Origin of the sequence: Methanobrevibacter ruminantium M1, from assembly GCF_000024185.1 — an archaeon.
GTDB classification, from domain to species: Archaea; Methanobacteriota; Methanobacteria; order Methanobacteriales; family Methanobacteriaceae; genus Methanobrevibacter; species Methanobrevibacter ruminantium.
Genome location: NC_013790.1, coordinates 548528 through 575323, shown reverse-complemented (window position 1 = coordinate 575323; position 26796 = coordinate 548528). Strand labels below are relative to the sequence as shown.

The 26796-nt window shown below is 32.5% G+C and carries 24 protein-coding genes; 5 read left to right on the top strand and 19 right to left on the bottom strand.

What is annotated here, in order from left to right:
• Positions 1-50: 50 nt before the first annotated feature.
• The 19 genes from MRU_RS02065 to MRU_RS01970 all read right to left on the bottom strand — a co-directional run bounded on the left by MRU_RS02065 (position 51) and on the right by MRU_RS01970 (position 21108).
• Positions 51-1745, bottom strand: a complete 1695-nt coding sequence (locus MRU_RS02065) for a Na+/H+ antiporter NhaC family protein (protein ID WP_012955208.1) — start codon at positions 1743-1745, stop codon at positions 51-53.
• Between the two features lie 472 nt (positions 1746-2217).
• Positions 2218-3636 carry a signal recognition particle-docking protein FtsY gene (gene ftsY, locus MRU_RS02060; RefSeq protein ID WP_048812577.1) on the bottom strand — a complete coding sequence of 473 codons (1419 nt, stop codon included), beginning with the start codon at positions 3634-3636 and terminating at the stop codon, positions 2218-2220.
• A gap of 722 nt (positions 3637-4358) precedes the next feature.
• The gene (pfdA, locus tag MRU_RS02055) at positions 4359-4796 is read right to left on the bottom strand and encodes a prefoldin subunit alpha (RefSeq protein WP_012955206.1); all 438 of its coding nucleotides are present in this window, start codon (positions 4794-4796) and stop codon (positions 4359-4361) included.
• 73 nt (positions 4797-4869) lie between these two features.
• Positions 4870-5094, bottom strand: coding sequence for a 50S ribosomal protein L18Ae (rpl18a, locus tag MRU_RS02050; RefSeq protein ID WP_012955205.1), 225 nt, complete (start codon positions 5092-5094; stop codon positions 4870-4872).
• 158 nt (positions 5095-5252) lie between these two features.
• Positions 5253-5930 (bottom strand): translation initiation factor IF-6, encoded by a 678-nt coding sequence (locus tag MRU_RS02045; RefSeq protein ID WP_012955204.1) that lies wholly within the window; start codon positions 5928-5930, stop codon positions 5253-5255.
• A gap of 215 nt (positions 5931-6145) precedes the next feature.
• Complete coding sequence (locus MRU_RS02040; RefSeq protein WP_012955203.1) at positions 6146-6406, bottom strand: 50S ribosomal protein L31e; 261 nt, start codon at positions 6404-6406, stop codon at positions 6146-6148.
• 11 nt (positions 6407-6417) lie between these two features.
• The gene (locus MRU_RS02035) at positions 6418-6573 is read right to left on the bottom strand and encodes a 50S ribosomal protein L39e (protein ID WP_012955202.1); all 156 of its coding nucleotides are present in this window, start codon (positions 6571-6573) and stop codon (positions 6418-6420) included.
• Between the two features lie 145 nt (positions 6574-6718).
• Complete coding sequence (locus MRU_RS02030; protein WP_012955201.1) at positions 6719-7300, bottom strand: DUF7411 family protein; 582 nt, start codon at positions 7298-7300, stop codon at positions 6719-6721.
• A 60-nt stretch (positions 7301-7360) separates the two neighbouring features.
• Positions 7361-7732, bottom strand: a complete 372-nt coding sequence (locus MRU_RS02025) for a DNA-binding protein (RefSeq protein WP_012955200.1) — start codon at positions 7730-7732, stop codon at positions 7361-7363.
• An 87-nt stretch (positions 7733-7819) separates the two neighbouring features.
• Positions 7820-8260, bottom strand: a complete 441-nt coding sequence (locus MRU_RS02020) for a 30S ribosomal protein S19e (protein WP_012955199.1) — start codon at positions 8258-8260, stop codon at positions 7820-7822.
• A gap of 82 nt (positions 8261-8342) precedes the next feature.
• Positions 8343-8579, bottom strand: a complete 237-nt coding sequence (locus MRU_RS02015; RefSeq protein ID WP_048812576.1) for a YhbY family RNA-binding protein — start codon at positions 8577-8579, stop codon at positions 8343-8345.
• Positions 8572-8943: a ribonuclease P protein component 4 gene (locus MRU_RS02010; RefSeq protein ID WP_012955197.1), complete on the bottom strand. Its 372-nt coding sequence runs from the start codon at positions 8941-8943 to the stop codon at positions 8572-8574. The genes MRU_RS02015 and MRU_RS02010 overlap by 8 nt, the downstream gene beginning before the upstream one ends.
• Before the next feature lie 265 nt (positions 8944-9208).
• Positions 9209-9811: an adenylate kinase family protein gene (locus tag MRU_RS02005; protein ID WP_012955196.1), complete on the bottom strand. Its 603-nt coding sequence runs from the start codon at positions 9809-9811 to the stop codon at positions 9209-9211.
• A gap of 229 nt (positions 9812-10040) precedes the next feature.
• A complete protein-coding gene (locus tag MRU_RS02000) occupies positions 10041-11135 on the bottom strand; it encodes an OBG GTPase family GTP-binding protein (RefSeq protein WP_012955195.1) in 1095 nt (364 codons plus the stop codon).
• Between the two features lie 481 nt (positions 11136-11616).
• On the bottom strand, positions 11617-14319 hold the full coding sequence (locus MRU_RS01995; RefSeq protein WP_012955194.1) for an STT3 domain-containing protein: 2703 nt from the start codon (positions 14317-14319) through the stop codon (positions 11617-11619).
• Between the two features lie 827 nt (positions 14320-15146).
• Positions 15147-17372 (bottom strand): DNA topoisomerase I, encoded by a 2226-nt coding sequence (gene topA, locus MRU_RS01990; RefSeq protein WP_012955193.1) that lies wholly within the window; start codon positions 17370-17372, stop codon positions 15147-15149.
• A 381-nt stretch (positions 17373-17753) separates the two neighbouring features.
• A complete protein-coding gene (locus MRU_RS01985; protein ID WP_048812370.1) occupies positions 17754-17987 on the bottom strand; it encodes a hypothetical protein in 234 nt (77 codons plus the stop codon).
• A gap of 498 nt (positions 17988-18485) precedes the next feature.
• On the bottom strand, positions 18486-20549 hold the full coding sequence (serB, locus tag MRU_RS01980) for a phosphoserine phosphatase SerB (RefSeq protein WP_012955191.1): 2064 nt from the start codon (positions 20547-20549) through the stop codon (positions 18486-18488).
• A gap of 13 nt (positions 20550-20562) precedes the next feature.
• Entirely contained in the window at positions 20563-21108 is a 546-nt protein-coding gene (locus tag MRU_RS01970; protein WP_012955190.1) for a TATA-box-binding protein, read from the bottom strand.
• A gap of 418 nt (positions 21109-21526) precedes the next feature.
• Between MRU_RS01970 and cyaB the strand changes: the two genes are divergently transcribed.
• From cyaB to fen, 5 genes are all read left to right on the top strand, one after another.
• Entirely contained in the window at positions 21527-22072 is a 546-nt protein-coding gene (cyaB, locus tag MRU_RS01965) for a class IV adenylate cyclase (protein ID WP_012955189.1), read from the top strand.
• A gap of 182 nt (positions 22073-22254) precedes the next feature.
• Positions 22255-23433, top strand: coding sequence for a homocitrate synthase family protein (locus MRU_RS01960; RefSeq protein ID WP_012955188.1), 1179 nt, complete (start codon positions 22255-22257; stop codon positions 23431-23433).
• A 292-nt stretch (positions 23434-23725) separates the two neighbouring features.
• On the top strand, positions 23726-24979 hold the full coding sequence (gene hacA / locus MRU_RS01955; RefSeq protein ID WP_012955187.1) for a homoaconitase large subunit: 1254 nt from the start codon (positions 23726-23728) through the stop codon (positions 24977-24979).
• A 101-nt stretch (positions 24980-25080) separates the two neighbouring features.
• Positions 25081-25644, top strand: coding sequence for a chorismate--pyruvate lyase family protein (locus MRU_RS01950; protein ID WP_012955186.1), 564 nt, complete (start codon positions 25081-25083; stop codon positions 25642-25644).
• Positions 25645-25736: 92 nt separating this feature from the next.
• Positions 25737-26723: a flap endonuclease-1 gene (fen, locus tag MRU_RS01945; RefSeq protein ID WP_012955185.1), complete on the top strand. Its 987-nt coding sequence runs from the start codon at positions 25737-25739 to the stop codon at positions 26721-26723.
• Positions 26724-26796: the final 73 nt, after the last annotated feature.

Genomic DNA, 26796 nt, shown 5'->3' with positions numbered 1-26796 from the left:
CGGCTTCTTCTTCATCGAGGTCCATCGAAAGGTCTACCTTTTTCACCCAATCACCTTCTTAATCCCAATGAAACATCCACTACAATAGCTACAGGGATTGAAATATACCATGGGATACCGAATCCTGCTGGGATATATCCGAATATGATTGATATTGATGCAACGAATATTGCATAGTATATCTGTGTCCGGACGTGGTCAATATGGTCACAGCTTGTTCCCATAGAGGATAGAATGGTTGTATCTGAAATAGGTGAACAGTGGTCACCGAAGATAGCACCAGTCAATACACCACTTGTACAGACGATAACAAATCCCATATCAGGGTTTACAGCCCAAGCGAGAGGGATTGTAAGTGGCATAAGGATACTCATTGTACCATAGGAAGTACCTGTTGCAAAGGAAATCAATGCGCCTAGGATAAAGATCAAGGTTGGCAAGATGAATACAGGGATTGTGTCCTTCAATATTCCAACCAAGTAATCAGCAGTTCCTATGTCTCCGATTACTCCACCTAAGGACCAAGCGAGAAGCAAGATTACACCAGTGATAACAATTGTCTTCATACCGCCAATCCATTCGCTAATTGCCTCTTCGATAGTCAGGATCTTTTGGAGAACTGCCATAACGATAGCTACAATGGAAGCAAGCAATGCAGCTTGGAAGAGGGCTACAGATGCATCTGAAGCAGATAATGCCTCAAAGATACCGTTGAAGGATAATGGAGAAGTTTTCATTAAATGAATGAGCGCTTGGTCTTCACCGCCTAAGATGGTAGTGTAACCACTCCAGTAGAATGCTATAAGAGCGCCGATAATTAAGACTGCAATAGGAATGATAGCATTCCATACGGATAATTTAATGCCTTCGACAGGTTTTACATCATCAAAGCTGGTTGCTTCAAGAGATTTAACAGGTTCATCAGCTTTTCTTGCACGAGCCCTTTTCTCTGCCTCTTTCATTGGACCGAACTCATACAGGGTAACTGCAGAGATAACAATGAAAATCAAGATTAAAATGTTATAGAACCTGAATGGAATGGTCTGAAGGAATATTCCGAATCCGCTTACATTCATGCCGATTGATTCGAAACCTTGAGTAATCAAACTGATTTCAAGACCGATCCAAGTGGAAATAATAGCAATACCTGCAACTGGAGCTGCAGTTGCGTCTACTACAAATGCTAATTTTTCCCTTGAAACCTTAAGCTTGTCCATAACAGGTCTCATGATAGGACCTACAATCAAGGAGTTAGCATAGTCATCAAAGAATACACATAATCCTAAAAATTCAGTAATAAGTTGAGCTTTTCTAGGAGTGTCAGCACGTTTAGCCAAAGCATCAGCTAACGCTTTTGCTCCTCCCATTTTTGTAATTAATTGGATTACACCACCAATGAGCAGACATTGGAGGACAATACCAGCGTTCCATGGATCAGCCATACATGAGATGATTTGACCACCCATAGCTAAAAATGCATTAACTGCAGAGCTGATGATGTTTAAATCACTTACTGAAACCATGAATTCACCAACGAAAACTCCAACGAATAGTGATAGAATAGTTTCTTTAGTAATAAATGCTAAAGCAATCGCTATAAGAGGAGGAAGCAGTGTCAAAATTCCGAAACGAGCAGAATTATCCACTCCTGTTGGTGCACTAGTAATAAACAATGATAAAACAAAAAGGAAAATTATAGAAATAGCTACAATCAATCCGGTTTTAACGTTACTGTCTAAATTCATAATCACACCATAAAAAATTGAAAAATAAAAGAACGAATTTTATTATTTAAAAGTAATTAAGAATAAATATCGTTCAAGAATATGGATTAATAATTTGTTAATTAATTTTTGAATTAATTAATTATTATTACACTATTATATTATTAAAAATTACTATATAAATTTAACTTTATAAAGCAATAAATTTAGATTTATAAATCTAAAATGGAATAAGGGCATTATTGAATTAGTTAAAATAAATTATTTTAGGATTAATAAAATGAAACTAGAATTTAAGGACATTTATGTGAAGGGCTATGGATTGAACTAAAGATTGATTTGAAAATGGATAAAATAGCATTTTTTATAGTTTAAAAAATATTTTGAAATTAGAAAAAGTAATAAGTTTTAAAAAAATAGGTACTAAAATTAAAAAAAATAAGTTTTTAAAAAATAGAGAAAAGTTAGCCTTTAAGGCTAACAAATAATAAATTTAAGAGAATATTTGCTCTAGCATCCAATCAGGATCATATTCCTTAATATCATCATAGGATTGACCCATTCCCAAGAAGAGAATTGGCTTTTGAATGATATAACCAACTGACAGTGCTGCTCCTCCTTTAGAGTCCGCATCTGCCTTGGTAAGGATTACTCCATCGATGTCAATGGCTTCATTGAATTTTCTTGCCTGTTCGGTTGCGTCATTTCCGGTTAAAGCATCTCCTACAAATACAACAAGGTCCGGCTTGGAGACCCTTCTAATCTTCTTCATTTCATCCATAAGATTGGTATTTGTTTGCATTCTTCCGGCAGTGTCAATCAATACAAGCTCTTTGCCTTTGGCCTTTGCATGCTGAACTGCATCGAAAGCGACAGCTGCTGGGTCTGAACCTTTCTCATGCTTGATTAATTTGACACCCAACTTATCTGCATGATAGGCAACCTGCTCAATAGCCCCTGCTCTGAATGTGTCTGATGCTGCAATAACTGGAGTGTAACCTTTTTTAATGTAAAAGTTAGCTAATTTGCCTATTGTAGTTGTTTTTCCTGTACCATTAATACCGACAAGCATGACGACAAGAGGCTCTCCTTGAGCGACCTTCTCTTCAAGAAGCTCGGTCATGGACTTTCCTTCAATGTTTATAATGTTGTAAACTGCCTTTTTAAGGGCTTCATAGGTATATTCCTCTATGTCACTGCTTCTTTTAATTTTTTGACCGACAAGGTCGTTTTTGACTGAATCTACAACGACACTGGATACGTCCATTGCAACGTCTGATTCCAATAGGCCCAATTCAAGTTCGAATAGAATGTCTTCAACATCATCTTCAGAGATAGTCTTTTCACGGATGAATGATAGGAATCCACCTTTGCCTTTAGCCTCTTCTGCATCGAATTCCTCTTCTGAATCCTTCTCTTTGTCTTTTTTACCACGTCTAAATAGGGAACGTTTCTTTTTAGGCTTTTCTTCTTCATCCTCTTCGGAAGTTTCTTCTTTTGCTTCTTCAGTTTCTTCTGCTTCCTCTTCAACAGCTTCTTCAACTGGTTCAGCTTCAGATTCTTCTGCTTCCTCTTCAACAGTTTCTTCAACTGGTTCAGCTTCAGATTCTTCTATCTCTTCCTCTGGAACTTCCTCTTCAGACTCCTCTTCTGATGTTTCTTCTTCTGGAACTTCCTCATCTGATGCTTCTTTGACTTCTTCTTCTGGAACTTCCTCTTCTTTAGAATCTTCAATTTCTTCTTCATCCTCTTTTTTATCTTCTTTCTTACCACGTTTTAAGAATGAGAAGAAACCGGATTTTTCTTTTTTATCTTTTGAATCCTTTTCTTCAGAATCCTTTTTTTCTTCATCAGAATCTTTTACTTCTTCATCAGAATCTTCATCTGCAGAAACATCTTCGACTTCTTCTATAGCCTCATCAACTGTTTCTTCTACAGATTCCTCTTTAGATTCCTCTTTAGATTCCTCTTTAGATTCCTCTTTAGGCTCTTCCTTAGATTTATCTTCTTTATCAATATCATCGAAGTCCCAATCGTCATCTTCATCTTCTTCATCAATATATTCGATGAGATCTTCGTCGATGTCATCAAATTCATCTTTAGACTCTTCGATTAATTCAATGTTATCTTCATCTTTAGCTTCTTCTTCTACCTTATTTCTTAATTTGCTACTTGCATCAGCAAATTTTTTCTTTAATGAACTAAACAAGTTTATCCCTGCCAATAAGTATTAATTTAAAAAAATTTAAAACAAAATCGATTATTTTGTTTATTTAAAATGTTTTATAATTGTTTTATTTTGAATATTATATTAACAAATTGTTAGATATAATTTAAAGTTTTAACTATTAATAGTTTTATATTTAAAAATTTATAAACTTTTCATTGTTTTGCTTAAATAAAAATAATGAAATTGATAAAAGCGATTAAAATTAAAAAACTTTTAGAATAGGAAAATAAGAGTTTTGTGTAAAAAACGTGCATAATTATTAAAATACAAAAATAAGAAAAATAAATAAAAATTAGTTAAAATAAAAATTAAAAAAATGTTAAAATATAAAAAAATATTAAAAATAGAAAAATTAAGAAAAATATAAAAAAATAGATAAAGTTAATTAAATAAAAGAAATGGAACTAATAAAGAGGCTGTCCCATTTGCGCTTGAGCTTTAGCCATCAACTGTTCAGCTTGCGGAGATAGCTGAGCTACAATGTCAGTTATTTGTTGAAGATCTGCAAATAACTTATCTAAAGTCTCTTCAAGCTCTTTTTTCTGTGCAGCAGTGGTTTCCTTAGCTTCTGCAAAAGTCTTGGAAACAGCAACACCTGAACCGAGGCTCATAATAACTTTATCTTCATTTTTAATCTCTGCATTAATGAAGGAGCCAGCACCAAGAGGAACTAAAGTTTCTATGGTGTCTTTACCACTAATGTCATCTAATGTAGATTCTAAGATTTTAATTTCAGCAAGTGAAGCTTGAACAGCATCGATTTGAGTCTTATATAACTCAGATTGTTGCTTGTAAACTTCAAGTTGACTTAAAATTTGTTGTAATTTTTGCTGGTCTTCCATTTTAACACCTTAAGATTATTTCATCCGTAATGATAGTTAAAAAATTTAATAAAAAATCAAATAAATGAAAAATTTAAAGAATCGCTTGTACGATAGGATCTTCCACTTCGTCATCGCTGATTTCTTCAATTGAATCAATTTTGATTTGATTTCTTTTTATTCTATGTTTACTTCCGAAGATAGAATAAAGCTTTTCATAAATGTCTTCTTCTTTAATAGCTCTTAACTCTTTAGTGAAAACTTGTGTTTCACTACCCATTACGAAGCTACCTTTAACTCTATAATTTTTAGTTATCATAATAAAACCTTCTTATAATACTATAATTAATCATCATACTAAATTAATTGACTTAATTGAATCATTGAATTTAGATAATAATCAATTGATTAAAATCTTTTAAATCAATTAATACATCATATCTGTAAATAAATACTTTAAAAAAGAATCTTAACTATTTAGAAATTACCAAAGTCTAAAAAGCCTAAAGATTCTTCAATTCTAGCCATCTCAGGACCTGTAGTACTTTCCCCAACCATTACACCTTGGGAATTGGCTATACCACAAGCACCTACAAGAGGCATTCCTTTGCATACAGTTCCAATGTTTGCTTCAACCTTAAAGAAGTCTTCAATGAAATCAATCTCTTCAGAGATTGTATCCCTATGCAATAAAGCTCCTTTATTGGTAACTATGCTTGCAGAACCTACAATCTTAGTGTCTGCAAATGGATAAATCTTTACTGGAACCTTTAAAGTATCTTCAATAACCTTGATTGTTTCTTCCCCAATATTAGGACCTGCAAGGGCACCATAATCATTTACAGCAATTATGTTTCCAATGGCAGTGTATTTGCCTGGAAGCTTTGCAACATTTATGCCTGCAGATTCCAATAGTTCAATTTCTCTGTCATATGTAAAGGGAGAAACTAAAAATCCATTAGAATTTCCTGTTGCTAAAACACCGTTTAGGTTAGAGCCTGCAATGGAAGTCTTAATGATGTCGACTTCTAAGGTCTCTTTAATAACAGATTCCATTTCAACAGGAACATTAAAAGGAACAATAGCTATTTCATCATTAACAGATATGTAAACACCTAAATTAGGGTTTCCGGTTAAATTAATTCTTTTCAGCATATTAATTCCTTCTTAAAGTTATTTAAATTGCTTTTAAAAGTTTATTTAAAATTACTTATTAAAACTTAAAAATTATTATAAGTTGTTTAAATCACTTAAAAATTACTTATTAAAACTTAAAAATTATTATAAGTTGTTTAAATCACTTAAAAAAGTTTTAAATTATTGCTTCTTAAAGTTAGTTTGAAAGATGATTAAATATAGCATAAGCAAATTTAGTTTTCTGCTAAAGTTGCTCTGACAATACCTTCTTCATCTTTTACTGCAATTACCTTTACTTTGGAAGGGATTTTTTGAATTCCTCTTTCCCAAATAAATTCATTTATAGAAGCGTCAATTTTTACTTCTTCAGCTTTCATATGTTTCATTAAAAAGTTTTGAACTTCTCTAATAGCTCTAGGAGCTCTTATAGTTCTTTTGACATTTTTAACTTTTCTAAGTGGAATAACATAAGTTCTTTCTAATTCTTCTGCCATACTAAACACTCCTATACTTTAAGATCATTTCTTCTCCAATGTCTAGGCTTAGGTCTGTATCTTAATTTACGTTGAGTCTTACCATAAGCCCAAATTGGGATTCTTCTGTTTTGTTTATTAGCTTTAGCCATTCTTAATTTCTTAGCTAATGGTTTGTTTCTACTCATTTTTTCACCGCGAATTATATAATAAATCTTAATTTTGAATAAATAACTTAAATCTTTTAGAATAATTAGAAATTGATTGATTGCAATTTGCATAATTATTTTGTTTAAAGAATAATTAGAAATTGATTGATTGCAATTTGCATAATTATTTTAATCCGACCACATTAGTCTGATAATGTTCTGGGAATATTTCAGATGAATTTCCACCTTTTTGGTCAATCAGCAATCGAATTTCAACCTCATAGTCTGAACTTGTATCCTTATTGCTCTTTTCATGCTTCAATTCAAAAAGATTTCCTACAAGATATTTGATGGTCTTATAGCCAAAACTATCCAAATTCATGTATTGGACATCTTTTCTGTCTTCCAAGCTCCTTATTTGATTTCTATTGAGTTTAGGGGTCTTGTCATCCCTTCTTGTACCGTCAGCAACCAAATCATAATGATTTGCCACTTCCTCAACAACAGCCTCATGAAGATACTTGATTCCCTCATTAGGAAATCCGTCTTCTAAAATCATGTCTACAGCCTTTTCCAAGATGGAAATGTCCAGGTTTAAAACCCTATGCTTCAATCCAATGGACTCTGCAGACTTTGAAGCTGGAATGTATGAATCGTAAACACCAAAATTTGCAGTGACCAGTTCAACGTCAAAGCCTAATTGATTGAGGATGTATCCCATCAATGAACTGTCTTTGCCACCGCTATAAAGAACACAAGCTTTCATTTTATCTTAAAAAAATCAATTTATTATAAAAGAAAATTAAGATTAACTTTAAATTAAAGATTATCTTCTTGTAATATGAATTTCCCTTTTTTGACCCATGAGATTTTTAAGCAAAACTTTAAGTTGTTCATCAGTTACTTTGCCTCTAAGAGAACCTGCTTGAGCTGATTGAAGCAATTGAATCTCAATGTTTTGTACTAACTCAGGCTTGGTCAATCTTAAGTTATCCAATCTTCCACGAGCTTCTGGAGTTAAGATCTGTCTCATAGCTTGTTTCAACTGAGCTTCCATTTCTTGCTGTTGAGCTAATTGTTGCTGAGCCATCTGCTGTTGAGCCATTTGCTGTTGAGCCATCTGCGGATCAGCATTCATAGCGGCCTGTCTTTGCAGTTCAGCCATACGTTTTTTACGTAATTCATCAAGTTCACTCATTTTAAAATCCCCATAAATTTAAATTATTATTCAATGAATCAATCAAAGCATAAAGCGCTAGATCAATTCAATCTTAAAAATCTTCATTTAATATTTTGAAAGTTCTGGAATGTCTTTAATTAATTCAGCAGAAGTATTATCTAAGAAAGATCTACCTTGCGGAGTAATAATTCTTCCAGCATCGACTTTTTCTACGTATCCTGCATCTTCTAATTGGTGTAGAGCTACTCTAACAATAGATCCACTACCTTTTCTGAATTTTTCAGGGTTTACGCCTCTATCTTTTTTACCGCCATAGAAGGTTCTTAAACTTCTTACTCCAACTGGTCCGTCAATATAGACTCTTCTTAAAATAGAAGCGCATCTTACATACCACCAGTCGATGTTTTCTGGTTTTCTTTCTTTGTGAACACCAGTTTTAACAAGTTTTGTCCATTCAGGGGCAACGATTTTATCATTATTATCTTTAAATTCATCTGCAACAGTATTAATCAATAACTCTGCAGGAACATCAAATACAGTTGTCACATAAATTTCTCCAATTAATATGTTATAATCTCACTTAATCCAATTCACCTAAGACTGGTGTCTGTAACTCTAAGCGAATGGCTTAATGAGATTGTTTCTTATAAATAACAGCAACATTCCCTCTAACATCAATGAGTTGGGATTTAGTGCCTTCAACAATGCTGTTAATTAAATCATCTTTATTTCTTGCTACATTTTTAGCAAATCGTAATTTAATAATAGGATTGGATTTTAACTGACGTTTAATCTCTTCAATAACATTATCGTTAACACCAGCTTTTCCAATATTGATTGTCATAGCGGAACGAGCTTCATTCATAATCTCTTTTTTTGAAAGTGTAAGAGTCAATTTTAGCTCTCCTTTTTAACTTTTTTTCCCTGATGTAAGGAATTTTCATAACATGGCCACACTCGCCACAATATATATTAATTTCATTATTAATTAGCCGGACAGCGCAGTTGTGACCGGGAACCAAGAACTTGTAGCATTTCTTACAATATCTTCGGTTCCATGGCTGGGGAATTTTTGTATTGTATTTCTTGGAAATGTTTCGAGCTAGCTCTATGTAACGATGGGATCTCTCCGGATTCTTCTTATATTCTTTTTCTGCACGATTAAAAAGAATATCCATACGTTCTTGAGCTATATCAATCATCCATTTTGGTCTTTTTCCTCTAGCCAAACATACCCCTCTTATACGTAGTATAATCTCTTTAAAATAATATATTGCTAAAATAAAAGTAGATTTTGATGAGAAATCAAGTTTTTAAGCAATTTAAAAAGAAAGTAATAAAATAAATATTCCTATAATATATAGTACAAGAGGAATATTATGATAAGATATGTTTTTTCTATTTAAAAAACTTTTCTATAGTTTGAGTTTGAATAGAAAAAACTAAAAAAAATAGTTTCTTAAAATGGTTTAAATGTAAAAATAAAAACAATTATTATAATAAAAACCAATCCATAAAATCAACAGAGCCTACAGGAGATTCTAGTTCACCAGTAATGATTTTAAGAACAAGCTCAAGAGTCTCATCAACAGATTTATTTGTAGTGTCTATTTCACTGGCCTTATCATCATATAAGTCATAAGCTTCTGCAGAACAGACAGCCAAAGCCTCTGCTTCAAGATTTTCATGAATTTTGTTTTCACTATACTTTCGCTCTTCAAGTCTTTTGAGGAGTTTTTCTGGATTTAATCGAAGAATTATCATCTTATCTGCACCATTGCACAAATGGGACAGATGTCCTTCAACAACAACTATTTTAGAATCATCTGAAGAGTTTTCATCAAGAAAATTATTAATCTCCTTATTTAAGACTTCATCAAGTCTGCCAATGTCTATAACTGTATACAATTTGTCTGGGTCCTTGCCTAAAACCAAATCATTTTCAATGGCAAAATCATTTATTTTTATAAAATAAGAATTGAATCCATTGTTGGTTAAGAAATCATTTAGTTTAGTTGCAATTGTAGTTTTACCAGTACATGGAGTTCCTGATATGAATATTACTTTATTTTCTTCGATTTTATCTGAAATAGACATTAAATCCCTTCTTAAAAATGAATTCTGTGCTAAACTGAATTCTATTATAAAACTTATTTATTTAAAAAATAATTTTTTAAAATTAATTATTTTAAAAATAATTTATTTTATTATTGTATTTAAAAAATAATTTATGAATATAAATTAATTAAAAAAATAATTTATTAAGATTAAATAATGAAAAAATAATTTTTAAGATTAATTTTTTATGCAATTAGTTCATTTAAGCTTATTTCTTTAAAATAATCCTTAGAATGTCTTCATCCTCTACGACATGGTCTGGACCTACCTTTTGACCTGGGAATTTTACTGAAGTTCCCCAAATCTTTGCATGTCTGAAGTTTTTAACAAACTCTCTGTGAAGTTTTCCACAGACATCAATTACGGTAGAACCTTTTTTAACAACCAATGGATCTTCCATATCCGCTTTTCTTCCTTGTGGCTTTAGATAAACCCTGATAAGGTTTAAATTATTAAATATCTCTTCTTTAAGTGCTTCAATATTTAACTGTTTATCTGCAGAGATCGGAATGAATGGAGGAAGTTCCTTCTTGATTTCATTTAGATAATGTTCATCTACCAAATCCACCTTATTTAAGAGAACCATCATTGGAACATAGGACTTATTGGCCTCAATCACATCAATGAACTGATCGATTGTGACATCATCCCTAAATAGGACATCTGCATTGTGTATTCCATATTCATTGATGATTGACCTAATGGTCTTTTCATCCAAATAGGTTAAAGGAACGGTTGATGAAACATTGACTCCACCTTTACGTGTCTTTTTGATTCTAACATCTGGCTTGGTCTCATTTGGCCTTACACCTACATTTCTAAGCTCCTTTAAGATAACATTAATGTGTTGAGGGTTGAGAACATCCAAGACCACAATAATCAAGTCAGCAGTTCTTGCTACAGATAAGATCTCTTTTCCTCTACCTTTACCACCTGCAGCACCTGTAATGATTCCTGGAATGTCAAATATTTGAATCTGAGCATTATTATATTCCATGACCCCTGGAATGATTTCTAATGTAGTGAATTGATAAGCTCCAACCTTACTTTCAGCATTTGTGATTTCATTAAGCAATGTAGATTTACCTACAGATGGGAAACCTACTAAAACAGCAGTAGCATCTCCGCTTTTTTTAATGTGGAAACCTTCACCTTTAGTTCCACCGCTACTTCTTTTGATTTGCTCTTCCTTAAGTTTAGAAATCTTAGCCTTTAATTTTCCTATGTGATGAGAAGTAGCTTTGTTATAAGGTGTCTTTTGAATTTCCTCTTCAATAGCTTTAATTTTTTCTTCTATAGTCATAAACTCCCCAGTTATAAAATTGATTGATAAATAATTTGTTTTAATTGAATTAATATGAATAATTTAATTAATTGATATTTTAAACCCCGATTATAATTTACTTGGATTTAAATTTTAAGTTTAATTAGCGATTCTTTGGGAATAATCAAAGAACATTAATAAATTTATTATAATATAACTATAGCATTTTTAACATATAAAATCTACGGTAAAACAAGTTTAAAAATACTGGATAAATAGTTATTATCTCTTTTTAATAAAAGATTAGAAAAATGAATCTATTTAAATAACTTAAAAAATAGAATATTAGAAAAAATAGACTAAAAAGAATAGTTATTTAAAGAAATAGAAGTTAATCTGATTAAAAAAAAAGGAAAAAATAAAAAAAGTATAAGTAAATAATTATAAGACTCATTAAAATATAAAAATTCTAAAAGCTTATAAAAATTACTTATTTGTATTTAATTTTAATTAACAAACGTTACTGTGAACCTGCGTCATCAGAATTTGATGATCCGTCTCTCAGAGTCCAAACAGATACACCATCTTGCATATTACTTAGCTCGAAAGTGTCTTGACCTATACCACCTAAAAGGAAGAGTCTGGTAAATACAGAGTCTTTAAGATTATTATCCATCAATATGGCAGTATAATCATCACCGGAACCTAAAAGGTATAAGGTGTAATTACCGTCCTTATTCAAGGTCTTGTTAACAGTTAAATAACTGTTTTCAATACAAATAAGATTGCTTGCCTTAAGTGGGTTATATTCGGTACCGTTTAGGTCAATTTTACTACGGTTATTGTCCCAAATGGTTTCCATTTGAGCTGTAGTTTCGTTGGTACCGTTCTTGCCTCTGTTTACAACAGCTTGGTATATAATACCGCTTTCATTAAGGATTGTAATGTTTCCTTGTGTGTTCTGCTTGATAGGAACATAGTCGTTAGCCATGTAATATTGATAGTTGGTACTGTTTAGGGTATCAAAGTTCCAAGAACCAAAGTAAGACCACCATCCAGCTTTTCCAATCATATCTGAACTTAAAACGAATGAAACGTTGTTAGGATTGCTTGGATGTGACTGTTTTACAACAGCTTTAGCTTGGTCATTAGTAAGGTTATACTTGCTTGTTAAAATCTTTTGAGCCTCAGATCTGCTTTTACCTAAGGTCTCATCCAATGCGTGAACTGCAGTCACATTGCTGCCTGTGTACTCAGACAATAGCATAGATGCATTGCTACCTGTAGTTGCCAACATCTGCAGGATTCCTTTAGATTGGGCATAGTCAGACGTAGTCAATGACTTACCTACCCAGTATGCACGATCCCCTGTCTGGGAACCCCCATCGAAAGAAGTAGGATGGTCAGATGCAACTTGGAATAGGTAACCGAAGTCCCACCAGGATATGATTACAGTGTCATTGGTAGAGTTTTCTTTAACATAATCCATAGCAAACCACATAGGGTCGCTTGAACCTGGAACGGTAGCTGCAGTGGTTTGGAAAGCACCACAAACGGTTGGAGATACCAAAGCGAGAGTGATTAGCACTACAACCAAAGCCTTCTTGATTGAAACATCAGAGTCCTTAATGGATTTTTTAGCATAAATCACAATTGCTGAAATTGCCAAAAGAATAACTAAGACTACTAAACCTATAGTCATTGCATTATCCAAACCATAAGCGATTTGAGTGATTGGAAGTGCAATCAAGATAGATGCGATAACAGCAATCAATAATAATACCTTATCGTTGTCCACATTATTCTTGACATAGTCTACAGCATATCCGACGAATATACCTGCACAAATACCCATAGGTACTACTAATACCTGAATAAACCTTGTACCTTGAGTTACTGCAATTGCAGATGATACAATCCATACAAAGAAGAGACTTAAGTAAAGCACTGTGTGACGTTTGCTTTTGTTGATTTCATCGGTTGATCCAAATGATCCAATGTCTTTTAAAGAAACGCTGAATCTCTTTTGTTCGGTTCTTACAGAGGTAGCTTTTCGTTTGGATTTGTGAGGTTTTGCAGTGTCTCCTTTAACTTTAACAGAGTTGAGTCTGAATAATCTTTGAACAAAAGTGTACAATACAATAAGCACACCGAATAAACATACAATTCCTCCAACCCCGTTTACTACTCCACCGGTGTTAGCGAGGAATGAACCTACAAGTCCTCCAGTCACTAAATTAGGAATTTGCATTTCCGCAACGGAAATAAGTACGTTAGGCCATACGTCAGCAGCACCTGCTTGAAGGGTGAAACCTCCTGTAAGGCCGGTAATACCTTCAATAATTCCACCTACTCCGACGGCTAATAATAATCCAATTAGACCTACAACCAATACAATTAATGTAGCAAACAATTCCTTCTGATTAATCAGCCATTCCAGTTTATTTCCATAGTTCTTAAATGGTTCTAAAATCTCAATATTGAAATAGAAGCATAATACAAAGAACACAATCATAACCAATACCATTACAGCAACATAAAACATATAACCTGTCCATGAAAGGGAATAGAGCGCTATTGAAGCTACTGCTAATAAGGAGAATATGATTCTGTATGATAGCTTATCAGTTTTTAAAGCTTCAACAAAGAACAGTATGAAGAATAAAGGCAAGGTTATGTTGAACATATCTGTATCGAAAAATCCTGCGAATGTGTGTGAAATATAGTTTGGACCTAATACTACAATCAATGAGGCCGCAATTGCTCCATAGTCGTTTGTAATCCTTCTTGTGAATATGTAAGTAGGAATTACAGCAAGTGAGGAAACAATAGCCCCAGTCCAAAACGCCACTTCAAGAAGAGACATTTCCTGGAACATATTTATTATTCCATATAGGAACGAAGTCACATAAGCAATCATCGGTTGATAATCACCTACTGCCCTACCTGAAGGGAAGTATGAATGCATATCCCAACCGGTACCGTTTACCTTAGTGTCACCAAAGTATCCATGATCCATATAATTCTCGGTCATCCTGTAGTTGAAGTATGAGTCCATTTCACTGAAATAAGGAAGACCGTTTTCGTCTACATAGTGTGATTTAAGTTCATTAGGAACTCCTCCAATATCTACAGATTGAGCCCTAAGACCAAAAACAATAATAAGCAATATAGCTATGATAACCACAGATTTTAAAATTGTTTTTACTTGTTGTTTTTCCATATAAAATCCTCGTACATTAAATATTCGAATATTTTTAAATAAAACCGTTTTTTATAGCCAAATATTTAGACAATTCTTAACTTTCATTTTTTGTGAAAACATATGACCATAATAAACCGTTATTTATAGTAAAAATGAATTTTACCTATTAAAATTGCTTAGAATTTTATATAAAGTAAAAAAATTCATTTATTTGTAAAATTGTTATTAATATATTTTAAAATACATCTTTAATAACATATAATTAATTATTAAACTAAAATTAAGATTTAAAAAAATCAATCTAAATTTAATAATAATTAAATATACATTTTATATACATATAAAAGTTTCTACTAAACTAATTTTTTAAAAAATCGCCAATATGTGCAAATAAAAGTTCAAATAAAGTCATTTGAAAAAAGAGTAATAATAATTTAATTATAGTTAATAAAAAATTATATCGATGTGTAACTTTATTAAATACAATAAAAATATTAGTTAGATAAAATATAAGAATATTATTTTTATTGCGGTAAAAAATAAGAGTAATTGAAATTAATATGGGTAAAATAAGTAAAAATAAGAAAGAATTTGAAATAATAGTTTGATAGTTATAGAATAAAATATTTTATTAAATTTTAGAAAATTATTGAAAAAATGATAAAAAAATATGAAAACTGAAAAATTGAATTAAAAATATGATAAAAAGAGTAAAATTTAAAAAAAAAATAAAAATTGAAAGATTATGAAAATTAGTTTATTTTATAAAAAAAAGAAAAATAATAATTAAAAGTAAAAGAAAAAGAATTATTTACTCTAAGACCTTAATCTAAGACTAAAAACAATTATTTAGCCTCAGACCTTACTATCTTCTTAGAAACACCCTTATTCTCTTTTACATCTTCCTTATTTTTATCTTTGCCAAGATTGTTCAACTCATCAACAGAACAAGTGAAGCGGCACCTTGGGAATCCAGAGCATCCTACAAATTCTCCATATCTGCCAGAACGTTTTAAAAGGTCCTTGCCACATTCCGGACATTTTCCAACAACTTCAGGAGCTTGGCGTCTGCTTACATCCTTTCCACAATTTGAATCAAGGCAGACATGATCTCTTCCCTTTCCGCTTGCCTTTTTAATGGAAATCATAGGCAAACCGCAGGTAGGGCATGTCTTCTTTAGCATATTCGCTCCCTTTGGCAGGGAATAGGTAACCTTACATTTTGGGAAATTGGAGCATCCTACAAAGGTGTTCTTTGTTCTTGGAGAATATCTTTTTATCAGTTTTCCTCCGCAGCTGCACTCTCCAACCACATTGGTTTCCTGATATGCTCCATAAAGCTTTTCACCGATTTGCTTCTTGTTTTGGTTGATTTCAGCTAAAATGGTCTTGACTTCCTTTTCACCGTTTTCAAGAATCTGCTCCTTTGTATACTTATCAGTATCGATTCCTTCAAGTTCCCTTTCAAACTCACGGGTTAGCTCCTCGCTTGTCAGGTCCTTACAATACTCGTTTAAGGTGTCTATGATATTGATTCCTAAAGGCTTGACCTCAATCTTCTTGCCTTCAATGTATTTTCTATCATAAAGCTTGGCAACAATGTCTGCACGGGTGGCCTTAGTTCCCAATTCCCTCTTTTCCAGTTCCTTGATAAGTGAAGCCTCATTATATCTGGCAGGAGGTTTGGTTTCCTTCTCTTCAACTAAAATCTTATGGATTTTTAGTTGATCTCCCTTATTTATAGGAGGGAATGCATCATTTTCCTGCTTTTTAAACGGATAATGCTTTAGCCAACCTTCATAAGAGACTCTTTTTCTGGAAAAGGTGAACTTCTCATCTGCAACCTTTAAGTTGACCTTCATGGTTTCAAGCTTGGAGTTTTCGGAAAATACGCTGATGAACCTATAAACAATCAAGCTGTAAATCTTAGCCTCATCTGCAGATAGATTGGAAGGCAATACTCCTGTAGGGTGTATAGCAGGGTGCGCTGCATCAGTCTTTTTACCTTCATTAGGCTTAAGCTTAGCAGGTAAGTCAAAGATATGCTTCTTGAATTCAGGGTCTTTAGCAAGCCCTGCAAAAATGTTTTTGAAATCCAAGGATTCAGGCAGCTTTTGAGATGATGTACGAGGATAGGATGTATATCCTCCAACATAAAGGTTTTGAGCTGCAACTTGAGTCCTTTTAGGAGAGAATCCAAAGACAGTATGTGCTTCAGACTGAAGTCCTCCTAAATTGAATGGAATAGGAGGTTTTCTAATGGATTCTGTAACCTTAACACTTGTCACATCAGCATCAGCACCTTGACAGTCAGCATAAATCTTTTTAGCTCGCTCTTCATCAAATATCTTTCCTTCGACATGGTCTGCTATGATATCATAGTCAGATTTAGCCTTGATCATCCAATAAGGTTCCGGAACAAAGGATTGAATCTCCTTTTCCCTATCAACTAAAATAGAAAGGGTTGGAGTCTGTACACGTCCGGCGGATAAGCTAATAAATCTTGAGCTAGAGGCCCTTACAGCCTTCATCAAGGCTGAAGAGATATTCATACCATAATAATAGTCAAGCATATGCCTTGCAATACCATGATCCACTTGACGAATGTCAATGTCCCTCATTGTATTGTATGCCTCTACGATATCCTTCTTAGTCAATGTTGAAAATTTCATACGGGATGCCTTTGCTTCGGCATTGTTTCCACATGCATATTTCAATGCATTGTATCCGATTAAGGTTCCTTCAACATCGTAATCGCAAGCATGAACAAACTTATCTGCACCTTTTGAGAGTTTTTTAATTGCATTGATGTAATCCCTTGTATATTTTTGCTTTTCCACCTCATAAGCTGGAACCCAAGTCAAATCAAAACCTAATCTGTCTCTGGAACTAGCAGAAGTCAATGAGTACAAATGTCCCACTGCAGATAGGACAGTGGTCTTTTTGCCGTTTTCTTCAAATTCCCAATAGTTGATCTTTCTATTATATTTCTTCTTTTGGGCATTTGGAGAAAGTGCCTTTGCTATCTTCTCAGCAGACTTTGGTTTTTCTGAAATAATCACTTCATGCATGTTATCACATAAAAATAAAAATAATTTATTGAAAAAATTTAATTAAATTACCTAAAATAATAATTTAAATAATTATTAAAGGATAAACAAAATTATATAAAAATTACTATCCAAATAATTTTGTAAAAAAATTTAGTTGAAATTATAAATATTTTAATTCAATTTTAATATTTAAGACTTTCTATTTTTGGAAAACAACAAAACTAAGTTAAGTCAATATTGCTTTAAGTTGGAAACAATATTGATGTGGCCTTGCAAGATATATAAATAATTTATTATAAATTAAGCAATTTTTACAATTATTAGGCGTAAATACTGATATTATAAAATGCTTCTTAAATAATATTAAATAATATTATAATAATTTTATAAATATTTATTTTATTCCTTTTTTGCCTTGCCACCCATCATATCTTCCTTATAGAATCCAAAGAAGTTAGTGCAATAGCCGCACATTGGATATTCACCATAATGGTAATGAGCGCCTTCGTCAGAATTCATATCAAACTCCTTACCGCAGGTATAACATATTTCCATTTTAACTTCTTTTTCACTAGATTCAATTATTTCTTCTTTATTTTGATTTTTATCATCTTTTTTATTTTCCAAATCCATAATATCATCCATTAAAATAAGATATTTATAAAATAAGAATAATTCATGATTTTAGAAATAAAAATTTTAAATCAAATCTTGAAAATCGACATCTAAATTCATATTAAAATTCAAATTTCTAAAGTTCAATAATAAAGTTAGATTTAACTATTATATTAACTTTACTTATATTTTGAGATTGTGATTTTGAGAAATTGCTTTAATCTTAAAAATAGAAAAAATATTAATATTAAAAAATAAGTGTAAATACTATTATAAATGCTAAATTAAGTATTTAAAATTATTTAAATAAGAAAATAAGTTTAATAATAAAAATATAAGAAAAGTAGAAATAAAAATATAATAAAAAAATGAAATAAAAATAGAAATAAAAATATAAGAAAAATAGATAATAAAAAAATATCTAAATAAATAAAAAAATAGGTTTAAAATAAAAAATCAAAAAAATCGATTTAGAAAAAAATAAAAATAAAAAAATTAAATTAAAAAAGAATTTAATTAATTAATATCATATTTTTGCAAGAGTAAAAGCTCTTCAGTTGATAATTTTTTACCGTTTTTAAACTTATCAAAGATAGCTTCAGCTTTCTCTTTCTCTTCACGATTTCTTTTACCAGGAGCATTGCTAGTTTTCTCAGATTTTCTTCTTCTAGCTCTGTTGCTTCCTAATCTTTTATTAATAACATGAATTTCACTTAAAATGACTTTAAATTCTTCATGTTTAGCAGAAGCGTTTTTCCTAGCTTGGATGAATAACTTGTGTGCTTCATCTGCAGCAGTTCTGATTTCATCAGTTTTCCTAAAGTAAGAAAGCATTTGTTCGTGAGCTTCTTGAGCTTGTTCGGAAAGTTCGACAACTTTAGCGTGGTATTCTTCAGATTGCTTTTTAAGCTTTTCAGCTTCTTCTTTTACTTTGTTGTCTTCTGTAATTTCTGCAAGTTGTTTTCTTAAATCGTTAGCAGTTTTTACAAGCTGATTTTCCTTTTTAATGTCTAAAACTCTGGTTTCAATGATTTTATCAATCTTCTTGATTTCGTTTTCAATTCTGATTCTATCTTTTTTACCAGAAGACCATTCGAGATTTTTAATCTCTTCATTTACTTTGTTACGAGCTCTTTTGTTTTCTTCAACTTCTCTGTTGATTTCATTACGTTGATCTCTGAATTCAATAGCTTTTGCTAAGTTTAATTTTAATTCAGTGTTTAATTCATCACGTATTTTACGTTGCTCTTTAGCTTCTCTATTGAATGCTTCTCTTTCGTCAGCAACTTGAGCAATTTTTGCTTCTCTTTCATCTTTTTGAGCTCTGACTCCTTCGATAGTATCAGCTAATTCGAAATCAGGTTCAGGAAGAGTGTTTTTAGACTTTTTAGACTTTTTAGGCTTTTCTTCTTTAGCTTCTTCTTCAGCAGCTTCCTCTTCGGTAGCTTCTTCTGCTTCTTCTTCAGCAGCTTCTTCAACTACTTCTTCATCTGCAGCTTCTTCAGCTACTTCTTCTTCAGCCTCTTCTTCAACAGCTTCTTCAATCTCTTCTGCTTCTTCTTCAGCTACTTCTTCTTCAGCCTCTTCAACTACTTCTTCATCAGCTTCCTCTTCGGCCTCTTCAATAGCTTCTTCTTCGGTAGCTTCTTCTGCTTCCTCTTCAGCAGCTTCTTCGATTTCTTCAGCTTCTTCCTCAGCTTCAACAGCTTCTTCTGCTTCTTCTTCAACAGCTTCCTCTTCAGCTTCTACAGTTTCTTCTTCAACTGCTTCTTCTTCAGTTTCAACTGCTTCTTCAACAGCTTCTTCTGCTTCTTCTACTTCAACTACTTCTTCAGTTGCATCTGCAACTTGTTCTTCTTGATTTTCGACAACTACATCAGTAGATTCAACTACTTCAGTTTCAATTTCAACTTCTTTATCCACGTCAGCACCTTCTTCAGTGTTTTCAGAATTTAAGTTAATAATGACGTCACGGACGTCAGTAAGATTACGGGTTTCTACAATGATGTCTGCATTTTCCTTTAAGGCAGGCTTTGCATTGAATGCAATGCCGTATCCAGCAGATTCAATCATAGAAATGTCATTAGCTCCATCTCCGACAGCAACACATTCCTCTAAAGAATAGCCCTTGTCTTCAATGAATTTAGATAAAACATCTACTTTTGAACCAGATACCAATGGTCCAGTAACTTCACCTGTCAAGATCCCGTCTTCTTCAACAAGTGAATTTGTGAATACATTATCCACATTGAGTTTTTCCTTAATAATATCGGCAATAATATCAAAACTGCCACTTATAATAGCTACATCAAAACCATTTTCCTTTAAAGAGGAAACGGTTTCTTCAGCACCTTCCATTAGAGGCATTTCATTAGCTAATGTTTTAATATCATCAGTAGAAGCTCCCTTAAGAAGTCCTACTCTTTTTTTAATGGATGTTTCGAAGTCGATTTCACCTTGCATTGCCTGCTCGGTGATTTTTGCAATTTGATCTTCAATATTTACCAATTTTCCAATCTCATCTATGCCCTCACCATCAATAATAACATTATCTAAGTCAAATACTACAAGTTTAATCAAATATATCACCAAATTATATTAAGTCCAATTCGCTAAGTCTAGCTTTAGCGTTTTCAACACCTAACCTAGCGTCTTGTTTGGTTTTAGCGCCGGTACAAACAACTTTACCGGAACCGAATAATAATAAAACTACTTTAGGATCAGATAAACGGTACACTAAACCTGGGAATTGTTCAGGTTCGTACTCGGTGTTTTCCAATTCCAAAGCAACTGCTTCTAAATTTAATGTGGATTGTAAATTTGCAGAAGCAACAATATTTTGAATTTTAATATCAAACTCATGAGGAATCTCGGTATCAATAGTTCTCATAAGGTCGACAGTTTTCTTAATAGCTAACTTTGAATCATCGATAGATTTAGCGCCAGTACAAACAAGTTTGCCGGAACTAAAAATTAAAGCAGCAGTCTTAGGGTCTTGAAGTTTAAAAACTAGACCTGGAAACTGTTCTCTATTGAAATCGACGCCTTCTAATGCTTTTGCAACTTCAGTAAGAACAATGTCTTTACCAATGCTAGCAGAAGCCACAATGTTTTCTATTTTTATATCAACATCGGTCAACTTAATACCTCCAAATCAAATTTAAAAAAAGTAAGTAAACATTTTAAAAAATTAATATAATTTTAGTTTTATAATGAAAAAAACTTAATAAAAAAACGGTAAAATTAATAAATTTTTTATAAAATTTTTACTAATAAAATATATTATTTAAATAGTATATAAACTTAATTGAAAAAAATTTAAAAATCGGTAAAAATATTATGAACTTTAACAAAAGTATTAATAAAAATTATTCTAATAATTACGAATAAAAAATCTTTAGAATGATTTATTAAAGAATAAGGGGAAAAGTATATATATTAAGACTATAGTTGTAAAATGAAAAATAAAAAATTTAAAAGGAATATTTGAATGAAAGATGAACTAGGATTAAGTTTTAAAGTGAATGATAAATATAATTAACATTTAAAGTGATAAGATGATAGAAGTAGAAGTTAAAGCTAAGATAAATAATTTTGAAGATATAAAAGTCAAATTAAACGAAATCAATGCAATAAAAACAAAAACAGAAAAGCAGATAGACAGATATTTCAACAGCCCTGTAAATGACTTTGCAAAGACTGATGAGGCCTTAAGGATAAGAGAAACCAAAACAGAAAAATCCCATAACTTGTTTATAACCTATAAAGGCCCTAAGATAGACAGCAAAAGCAAGACTCGAGAAGAAGTTGAAATGAAAATCGAAGACAGCGACAAATGTGCAAAAATCTTTGAGAATCTAGGATTTATCGAAGTTAGAACAGTCAAAAAGAACAGAGAGTATTTTAAGCTTGAGAATTTTGAGATAAGCTTAGATGATGTAGAGGGCCTTGATCCATATATGGAAATAGAGATTGCATTGGAGGACGGTTCCGATTATAATGAAGCTCAAGATAAAATATTTGACCTATTTGAGCAATTGGGAATTACTGATGGCTTCGAGCGAACTTCCTATTTGGAATTGCTAGAAGAGCAGGACAAATAAAAAGGTTTAAAGTTCTAAGAGATAATTAAAATTACAAATTCAAAAATTCAAATAGTCCTAAAGAGATAATTAAAATTAGCAATTCATAAGTTCAAATAGAAAACTTATTATATTAAAATAATCTATTAAAATATAGAAAAAATTATTCAATTAACTAATTAAAGACATAAAGAGATGTGAAAATGCAATATTATATCAGTCCCTTTAACAAGGAAGAGGAATATAAATTCCCAAAAAACATAACAATTTATGATACTACCTTAAGAGATGGAGAACAAACTCCAGGGGTCTGTTTTTCAAAGGAAGACAAATTAGAGATTGCTAGAAAATTAGATCAATTTAGAATTCATCAGATTGAAGCGGGATTCCCTATCGTTTCAAGCCGTGAAGCAGATGCCGTAAAGGCAATAGCAAATGAAGGCTTGGATGCACAGATTATCTGTCTTGCAAGAACTAAAAGAGCAGACATCGATAAGGCTCTTGACTGTGATGTTGATGGAATAATCACATTCATGGGAACCTCAGACATTCATTTAGAGCACAAGATGCATATCAAAAGACAGGAAGCCTTGAATATTTGCATGAAATCCATTGAATACGCTAAGGACCATGGATTGTTCGTAGCATTCTCAGCAGAAGATGCTACAAGAACTGACTTGGACTTCTTAAAGAGAACCTACTCCAAAGCGGAAAGCTATGGGGCAGACAGGGTTCATATTGCAGACACAGTAGGAGCAATAACTCCTCAAGGAATCACTTTCCTAATCAAAGAGCTTAGAAAAGTCACAAATGTCGATATTGCAATGCATTGTCATAATGACTTTGGTCTTGCTGTAATAAACTCAATTTACGGACTTTTAGCAGGAGGTTCCGCTGTTTCAACAACTGTAAATGGAATCGGAGAAAGGGCAGGAAACGCATCACTTGAAGAGCTTGTAATGTCTCTAAAAATCTTATATGGAAAGGATTTAGGATTTAAGACCAAATACATTCAAGAGCTTTCAGAGCTTGTTGCAGAAAAGACAAAGCTTGGAATTCCTTATAATAAGCCTGTTGTAGGTAAAAACGTATTCAGACATGAATCTGGAATCCATGTGGATGCAGTGATTGAAGAGCCTCTTACATATGAGCCATATCTTCCAGAGCTTGTAGGACAAAAGAGACAATTAGTCTTAGGAAAGCATTCAGGATGCAGAGCTGTTAAGGCAAAATTAGATGAATGCGGATTTAAGGTTACAAATGATCAGCTTTGTCAGATAGTTAAAAAAGTCAAAGAAAGCAGAGAAGAAGGAAAATACATTGATGATAATGTATTTAAAGACATTGTAAGAAGCATTGATGCTAATTATGTTGACTTATAGTTAATCAAGATAGCAGATTATATATATTATCCCAATTTGGGATTAAATCGTTTTTATGTTGATTTTTAATAATCAACATTTATTTTTTTTAAATTAATACTTAACTTAGTTAATATATAAGTCTTGATTTTAGCCAATTTAATTTAAAATAAAAGATTTAAATAAATAAATTTATAATCTTAAAAATTAAACTAAAAATAGTAAATAAAAATTAGTGATAAAACTAATTATTAAAATTTAATAAATTAATTAAAGATTTCTTAAGATATTTAATTTGAAAAGGAGATTAAACTTGAATATTACAGAAAAAATATTATCTCAAAAAGCAGGCCACGAAGTCGAACCGGGAGAAATAATTGAAATTGGCGTCGATTTAGCCATGTCCCACGATGGAACTTCACCTCCTGCAATAAAAACCTTTGAAAAAATCACAGATAAGGTATGGGACAATGAAAAGATAGTCATTGTCTTTGACCACAACATTCCAGCAAATACAATAGGATCTGCAGAGTTTCAAAAGGTAGCAAGAAACTTTATCAAGACCCAAGGCATAAAAAGCCATTACATTCATGGAGAAGGTATATGCCATCAGGTTCTTCCTGAAAAGGGACATGTTGAGCCTGGAATGGTCATCGTCGGTGCAGACTCACACACATGCACATACGGTGCATTCGGAGCATTTTCAACAGGAATGGGTGCAACTGACCTAGCAATGGTCTATGCAACTGGAAAGACATGGTTTATGGTTCCTGAAGCATTAAAGATAGAAGTTGAAGGAAGCTTAAGGCCAGGAATAACATCCAAGGACCTTATTCTAAACATAATAGGAGAGATAGGAATTGCCGGAGCAACCTACAACACTGCAGAGTTCTGCGGAGAGACAATAGACAATCTGGATGTTGAAAGCCGAATGACCATGACAAATATGGCAATTGAGATGGGAGCTAAAAACGGAATAATGGAGCCAAACAAGGCAACAATAGAGTATGTCTGCAATAGAACCGGCAAAAGCAAAGACCAATTGAATATAATAAAATCAGACAAGGACTCAAACTATCTCAAGGAATATCTCTTCAATGTAGATGATATGGAAGCCCAAATAGCCTGTCCAAATGATGTTGACAATGTCAATCCTCTCTCAAAAGTGGAAGGAACCCATATAGACCAAGGATTTATTGGATCATGCACAAACGGAAGGCTCAATGACCTTGCACAAGCTGCAGCAGTCCTAGAAGGCAAGCAAGTCCATGACGATGTAAGATTAATTATTATCCCTGCATCCAAGGAAATCTATCAAAAGGCAATGGATTTAGGTTATATCAAAACATTCCTGGATGCTGGAGCGATTGTATCAAATCCTGGATGTGGACCATGCCTTGGAGGACATATGGGAGTCTTATCCGAAGGGGAAACAAGCATCTCATCTACAAACAGAAACTTCAAGGGAAGAATGGGAGATCCTAATTCATCAGTATACCTTGCAAATGCAGGAGTTGTAGCTGCATCTGCAGTCTCTGGATTCATACAAAACCCAGATAGCTTATAATTATGTTTAAAATCAATATTTAATTATAATAATGCTTAAAATTACTATTTAAAAAAAATAAGATTTTGGACAATATTATCATAATTTAGGAAGTTATAAAAATGGCAACTACAGATAATGACATCAATGTAAGATTGATTGAAAAGATTAATCAAGTTGAAGAAAAGTACAATCAAAACTTTTCAAACACTCAAAAAATCCTTATGACCACAGATGGCTCAATTACAGCCATTTTAGATGTGCTTTATGGAAAAATTGCTTTAAAGACCCTAGAGCAACATTTCGAAGAGGCAACAGCCGAAAGCGCAAAGCTTGTCAATGTGGATGTTGGCGATGAGGTCAACTTTAGAGAAATCATAATGCACAAGGACGAACAGCCTTTGATTTATGCTAAATCCTATATTCCTTTAAAAAGATTGAGTAAAGAAATCAAAGAGGACTTGGTTAGGGCAGACATCCCTATAGGAAGAATATTGAAGAAATACCATATTGAATCCAGAAGAGAGATAAACATTATCGATATGGAAAAGGCAAACGACAAATTGATTGAAATCTATAATACAGATGAGGATTTCCTTGCAAGGGATTATACAATAATCAAAGATGGTGAAATTCTAATGTGGATTAAGGAATACTTCCCTATTAGTTATTTTACTGAAATCTGATTGCCAAAAAATTATTTAGTAAAATAAGAATATAAGTATCTTATAAGAAAAAAATAGTTAAACTTTCAAAATGAAAAATTAAGGTGGATGATATGGGAGTTAAGTTTAAGGATATAGTTACTGCCGAAGAGATAAACCTAAAGGATTTAGAAGGCAGAACTGTAGCAATAGATGCATATAACACACTTTATCAATTCCTATCTGGAATTCGCCAAAGGGACGGCAGTCCCTTAATGGATGCAAATGGAAATGTAACATCCCATTTAAGCGGAATTCTATATAGAACAGCTTCAATAGTGGATAAAGGAATAAAACCAGTCTATGTATTTGATGGAGATGTCTCAGAATATAAGACAAAAACCGTTGAAAAAAGAAGGGCCTTAAGGGAAGAGGCAAACCAGAAGTATGAAGAGGCAAAGGCAGCAGGAAACATTGAAGAGGCCAGAAAATATGCAATAAGAAGCTCCAGATTATCACCTTACATTATAGAATCCTCTAAAAAACTTCTTGAATATATGGGAATCCCCTATGTACAGGCAAAAGGAGAGGGTGAAGCTCAAGGAGCATATATGGTTAAAAATGGAGATGCTTGGGCCGTTGCTTCCCAAGATTATGACTGCTTACTCTTTGGAGCACCTCGTATCATAAGAAACCTTACATTAAGCGGAGGACTATCAAACCTCGAATATCTTGAACTTGATAAGGTCCTAACAGAGATAGACCTTAGCAGAGAACAATTAGTGGATGTTGCATTGATGGTAGGAACCGACTTCAATGAAGGAATCTATGGAATCGGTGCAAAAACTGGGCTTAAATTAATCAGACAGAATAGTCTTGAAGACATATTGGTTCAAAAGGGAATTACTGATGTTGAAGTTGAACCAGATGAGCTTAGAGAAATATTCTTAAGCCATGATGTCAATACAGACTATAAGATTAAGTTTAAAAGCGCGGATAAGGAAAAACTCTGTGAATTCATGTGCGAAGAACATGGATTCTCTGAGACTAGAGTCCTAAATGTTGCAGACAAGCTAAAAAAATTAAGTTCAACCCAAAAAAGCTTAGAAGATTGGTTTTAATTAATTTAAACCCAATCTCAACTATTTTTAAAAAATAAATAAATAAATAAAAAAATAAATACTCAAAATACGT

Bases quoted from the DNA above. Each gene is read 5' to 3' on its own strand.
- MRU_RS02065 (WP_012955208.1), bottom strand. From the start codon at position 1,745: ATGAATTTAGACAGTAACGTTAAAACCGGATTGATTGTAGCTATTTCT.
- pfdA (WP_012955206.1), bottom strand. From the start codon at position 4,796: ATGGAAGACCAGCAAAAATTACAACAAATTTTAAGTCAACTTGAAGTT.
- rpl18a (WP_012955205.1), bottom strand. From the start codon at position 5,094: ATGATAACTAAAAATTATAGAGTTAAAGGTAGCTTCGTAATGGGTAGT.
- MRU_RS02045 (WP_012955204.1), bottom strand. From the start codon at position 5,930: ATGCTGAAAAGAATTAATTTAACCGGAAACCCTAATTTAGGTGTTTAC.
- MRU_RS02040 (WP_012955203.1), bottom strand. From the start codon at position 6,406: ATGGCAGAAGAATTAGAAAGAACTTATGTTATTCCACTTAGAAAAGTT.
- MRU_RS02035 (WP_012955202.1), bottom strand. From the start codon at position 6,573: ATGAGTAGAAACAAACCATTAGCTAAGAAATTAAGAATGGCTAAAGCT.
- MRU_RS02030 (WP_012955201.1), bottom strand. From the start codon at position 7,300: ATGAAAGCTTGTGTTCTTTATAGCGGTGGCAAAGACAGTTCATTGATG.
- MRU_RS02025 (WP_012955200.1), bottom strand. From the start codon at position 7,732: ATGAGTGAACTTGATGAATTACGTAAAAAACGTATGGCTGAACTGCAA.
- MRU_RS02015 (WP_048812576.1), bottom strand. From the start codon at position 8,579: ATGAATGAAGCTCGTTCCGCTATGACAATCAATATTGGAAAAGCTGGT.
- MRU_RS02005 (WP_012955196.1), bottom strand. From the start codon at position 9,811: ATGTCTATTTCAGATAAAATCGAAGAAAATAAAGTAATATTCATATCA.
- MRU_RS02000 (WP_012955195.1), bottom strand. From the start codon at position 11,135: ATGACTATAGAAGAAAAAATTAAAGCTATTGAAGAGGAAATTCAAAAG.
- MRU_RS01995 (WP_012955194.1), bottom strand. From the start codon at position 14,319: ATGGAAAAACAACAAGTAAAAACAATTTTAAAATCTGTGGTTATCATA.
- topA (WP_012955193.1), bottom strand. From the start codon at position 17,372: ATGCATGAAGTGATTATTTCAGAAAAACCAAAGTCTGCTGAGAAGATA.
- MRU_RS01985 (WP_048812370.1), bottom strand. From the start codon at position 17,987: ATGGATTTGGAAAATAAAAAAGATGATAAAAATCAAAATAAAGAAGAA.
- cyaB (WP_012955189.1), top strand. From the start codon at position 21,527: ATGATAGAAGTAGAAGTTAAAGCTAAGATAAATAATTTTGAAGATATA.
- MRU_RS01960 (WP_012955188.1), top strand. From the start codon at position 22,255: ATGCAATATTATATCAGTCCCTTTAACAAGGAAGAGGAATATAAATTC.
- MRU_RS01950 (WP_012955186.1), top strand. From the start codon at position 25,081: ATGGCAACTACAGATAATGACATCAATGTAAGATTGATTGAAAAGATT.
- fen (WP_012955185.1), top strand. From the start codon at position 25,737: ATGGGAGTTAAGTTTAAGGATATAGTTACTGCCGAAGAGATAAACCTA.